Source organism: Syntrophothermus sp., assembly GCF_013314835.1.
Lineage (GTDB): Bacteria > Bacillota > Syntrophomonadia > Syntrophomonadales > Syntrophothermaceae > Syntrophothermus > Syntrophothermus lipocalidus.
On the sequence record NZ_JABUEX010000115.1, the window covers coordinates 1 to 3969 of the forward strand.

Here is a 3969-nt window from a genome sequence, read left to right on the forward strand (position 1 = left end):
AGAGGCTCCTGGAAGAACACCTGGCTCTGGCAGAGAAGCACTTTCCGGATGAAGCAACTCTGGAAGTGTACCTCGGAAAGCGCGGTATTGCGTTGGAAAAAAGCGGTTAGGGAAATTAGGGGTTATCTTCATTTAAGGCGATAAGAGCTTCAATGGCATTAGCGGTTGATGTTACCATGCCCAAGGTATGGGGATGAGACTTTTCCCATAAGGCTAAAATCATTATTGCTCCGATTATCTTCCCTCTGAAATTATGAATGGGCGCAGCATAACAAGTAAAAGGATGAAATATTTTGCAGAAATGTTCTGTAGCGACAACTTGTACGGCTTTATTATGGATTAAAGCCAATGTCACAGCTGTCGTTCCACATGTTTTTTCCTCCATATATATCCCTGGAACTACATTATAGTCTTTCATCTGTTGTATAAGTTTCCTACTCCCGATAATCTCAAGGATTAAACCGTTCTCATCTGTAACAATGAAAATAAAGTCTGAATCTTCCGTAATTTTATAAAATCCTGTAAGGTATGGAATGGTAACATCTAATAATTGCTTCTTGGCTAACAACCGTTCCTCGAAATCAGATGCGACAGAGCAATTGATTTTCGTCAAATATGGATTAACCTTGTACTCACAAGATCTTTTCCAAGAGGATAGAATGCTAATTGGTAATAGTCCATTATCGACAGGCTCACCCCGAATAAAACGGGTCCACATTTCAAGAACTAGTTCCTTCTTCTCTACGTAATTACGTATATATTGTGAATCAAGTGTAACCAAGCAATAACCCTCCCATAATATACTGAAGTAATACAAGTAAACATGCATCAAAATACGACAATCTTCTACACGAAAGGATACTATAAAAAAATACTATAAAATGAAATATTAAGATCCTGTAAAATGTTTAAAAATCAAAATAAGGAGCATGTCCTAAATGTCGTAATTTTGGTAGCGCCTTTTTTCGCCCTTTTTAAGCTGTTTTCACCATCATGGAAGTTTTTGGAGCAGCGATAGCTTTCGCAAAACCTGCATCCTGTTTAGTTCCATCAGGGCCCCACAATAATCTTTTTCCGCCCGGGCTTGGTTCAACCTTTTGCTCACCCACTCTAGGCTTCCTTGGGCAGGTGTTCCAAAACGCGACATCCAGAGGGGCTCCTTCCCATAAAACCAGGATTTCTTTTTTTTCCTTATCTGTTGTGATGCCCAGAGCAGCTACTACCTTGCGACCGGCAAACATAACCCCATTGATCACCAGAACCAAGAAGCGTTATCTCCTAAGAGCCTACCGAGTAGTTTCTCCAAGGCGCTACGAGTCGCGTGGAAAAATCGCCGACTACTGATGGCGCTTTTGGAAATCCCACGAACGGGCACGTCTTCGCCTATGGGTTCAAGCCCACGTTCTTAGTGCCTAGTAGACATACGAAGGGGAGCCTGTGGCTGATCAATGCTGGTGCAAATCGCCCATGCAGCTGGGTGTTCGAAAAACACTTATTATTCGGCACTGTATCATCGGCGGTGTCACGCAAGGGAAAAAGCGGGCGGGAGTAGCAATAGGCACACCATCTTGGTCGCCGGTTATCACAAATTGAGAACGGTATGCGATATCAGGATCTGGGGGCGGACTACTTCAACCGTCTGGATCTGGATCGGTACGCGGTGGCAAGGAGACTGAGGAGGCGGTTCGAGGCCATCGGCTTACGGTGGAAATGCAAGACCTGAAAAACGATACCGCTTAAACGTCTATTTTAGAGGGAGCGAAAAGAAAGAAACCTCACCGTCTCAAGAGCGGACGAGCAGTTGTAAAATAACCGCTCTTTAAGGGAAGAAAGGTCTTTATGAACATTTTTTAAAGCAAGTTTAGGAAAAATTCCAGAGGGTGGCGGAACTGAGCTATCCCCGCCTTTTCAGCCCGCCCTACCTAAGAGTTCCGCCACGTACCTGAAAACTAAGGATTTTAAAGAGGGTGGTTTTCCGCCACAAGCTTAGTTTCCAGGAACAGATGATATAGAACTACCCGCAAAGGAGCAAGAGTGTACCTCTTTTTTAGTGCTCGCCATAAGCCTCCGGTGGAGCCTTTCTTTTTCGGCCCAGAGGCCGATTACTGTAAGAAAAAAATAGGCTAGGCCATGAGAGAAGAAGGCGGTTGTAACACCCCGGCGAAGAGAGCTCAAGACCCCGCAGCTTAAAGCCATTACGCTCATTCTTGAGGTTTTGCATCAAAGCAGGCAACAATCCGCACCGGCCAGCGTTCTGTTTTGTAGTAACTGACGATCCCAAGATCCCTTAGCTGGAAATGCTGCTTACACCTAAATTCGCGGGGGGATCCTTATTTTCCTGCTTTTTTCTCTCGGTTTTTCTCTCTTGCTCTTGTTAAAAAATGGAGATCACTCAGGGAAAATCATTGACCCGGCTAAAAGTTTCTTGCAGGCACCCCAGGACGAAACTTACGGTATGCTGATAGTGCGGGAGAAGAAAAGAGGGGAGGATCGATGTTGTTCTTTTGCAGCAGGAGCACTTAAATCTCCTGATGGAAATAAGCAGCTCTTCCTGGAAAGGAATGACGTATCTCTCGTAGAATCCATGCTTTTTCAAAGTTCCCCGGGCGTGGCACATGGGGCAAGATTCAATGACAGGAAAAGAGTTTTTCCTCCCCCTGGCGGCGTACTTTTAGGTGAAACTCCAAAATTATGAATGATCTGCATTTCAATTTGCCTCCCAAGAATAAAAAATGTGCCATAATTTTAGCACATTTTGAGGGAGCAACGCTCTCATGAAGAAATTTATTCTGACAAGATCCTCATAATTATAGAAGGTTTATTGTAAAAACCCACACCGGATGTTTTCCAAGCCTCGAAGCACCGGGGTAGTCTGATATTAGTTTGGTTGGCTATCGCATCCTTAATATCGCCAATATCGCCCTGCCAAAGAGCATACTTATCCCCCTTTGGCGAAGCGCCCTCTAAAGTGTTATTCGGTTTCCTCTACTAGCTTTAAGCCCGCTTAGGCCGCCTTCACCAGGCCCTCAAATTGGCTCCTTGTTTTTCTCACACCCGGCCCACAGCCACCGCCAGCATCACGATTAGTGATAGCGCACAGCACAGCCTCATTTTTTGCAGGCCCCGGATGAAGTGCTTTCCAGACCCAAAGACCTCGTCCAGGCGGGCGTTCACTCTTTCAACGGCCGTACGCTTTTATAGGTTCTCTCCCAATCGTGAATCACCTTCTTCACCACTTCGCCGCTCACCACACCCTCACGGCTGCCCCTCCTCACCTCTTTGCCACTCTTCCGGTAGGAAAGCTCTACGGCAGCCTCTAAAGACCAGGCCTCTACCAAAGGATCATACCGCTTGTGCAGCCTGTACCTACCAAACACTCTACGAAGTGCGCCCGCTTTCCAGTCTCTCTGTGCGGCCGATGGCCTGGAGTGCGAAAGGTGTGGACGGATGGCGAGCGGCTGCAGGCTAATGACTGCCATCACCCAGGAGCGGCAGAGGTTAAAGAAGGTGATGGGCGAGGTGTTTGATAATCCTCCTGCCTTGCGAAGTAGAGTTTCGCAGCTAACCAGGGCTCTCAAAGCACTAAACCGGAATTTTTCGCTGGTTTGATAGCTCGTCTTGTTTTAGGGGCAATGAGGTTTTGGGGGTTCCTACAGTAGGTCAACACGATCTTTTCCCAATCAGATGCTTGAACGTAAGCTTTCCTTGAGGTAAGACTGACATTTTTACTGAGACCTGACAGGTCACTTTTCGTTTGCAAAAAATTTGGCATGCAGGGCGCGGACCGCCTTCAGGGCATGCTCTTCCTCAATGACACAGGAAATTTTTATCTCCGAAGTGCTAATCATTTCGATATTGATTCCCTCATCGGCAAGGGCCTCGAACATTGCTGCGGCAACTCCGGGGTTTGTTACCATTCCTGCCCCCACAATCGAGACTTTTGCAACCCGATCGTTGTACGCCATTCCC

At 46.5% G+C, this 3969-nt stretch carries 4 protein-coding genes and 2 pseudogenes; 1 reads left to right on the forward strand and 5 read right to left on the reverse strand.

Annotation, left to right across the window (positions count from 1 at the left end; all coding sequences use genetic code 11):
- Positions 1-115: 115 nt before the first annotated feature.
- From HPY90_RS15170 to HPY90_RS15185, 4 genes and pseudogenes are all read right to left on the reverse strand, one after another.
- Positions 116-781 (reverse strand): GAF domain-containing protein, encoded by a 666-nt coding sequence (locus HPY90_RS15170; protein WP_287195732.1) that lies wholly within the window; start codon positions 779-781, stop codon positions 116-118.
- Between the two features lie 193 nt (positions 782-974).
- A complete protein-coding gene (locus tag HPY90_RS15175; protein ID WP_287195733.1) occupies positions 975-1265 on the reverse strand; it encodes a hypothetical protein in 291 nt (96 codons plus the stop codon).
- A 1127-nt stretch (positions 1266-2392) separates the two neighbouring features.
- The gene (locus tag HPY90_RS16260; protein ID WP_353733689.1) at positions 2393-2617 is read right to left on the reverse strand and encodes a DUF6431 domain-containing protein; all 225 of its coding nucleotides are present in this window, start codon (positions 2615-2617) and stop codon (positions 2393-2395) included.
- Positions 2618-3209: 592 nt separating this feature from the next.
- Positions 3210-3412 (reverse strand): annotated as a pseudogene (locus HPY90_RS15185) (ISLre2 family transposase); the annotation flags it as partial.
- Between HPY90_RS15185 and HPY90_RS15190 the strand changes: the two are divergent.
- Positions 3404-3609, forward strand: a pseudogene (locus tag HPY90_RS15190) (ISLre2 family transposase); the annotation flags it as partial. The pseudogenes HPY90_RS15185 and HPY90_RS15190 overlap by 9 nt on opposite strands.
- A gap of 134 nt (positions 3610-3743) precedes the next feature.
- Here HPY90_RS15190 and HPY90_RS15195 read toward each other — a convergent pair.
- On the reverse strand, positions 3744-3969 hold a 226-nt coding region (locus HPY90_RS15195), incomplete at its 5' end, for an ACT domain-containing protein (protein ID WP_287195737.1).

Excerpts from the sequence above, each read along its gene's own strand:
- HPY90_RS16260 (WP_353733689.1), bottom strand. The coding sequence starts at position 2,617 with ATGTGCCACGCCCGGGGAACTTTGAAAAAGCATGGATTCTACGAGAGA.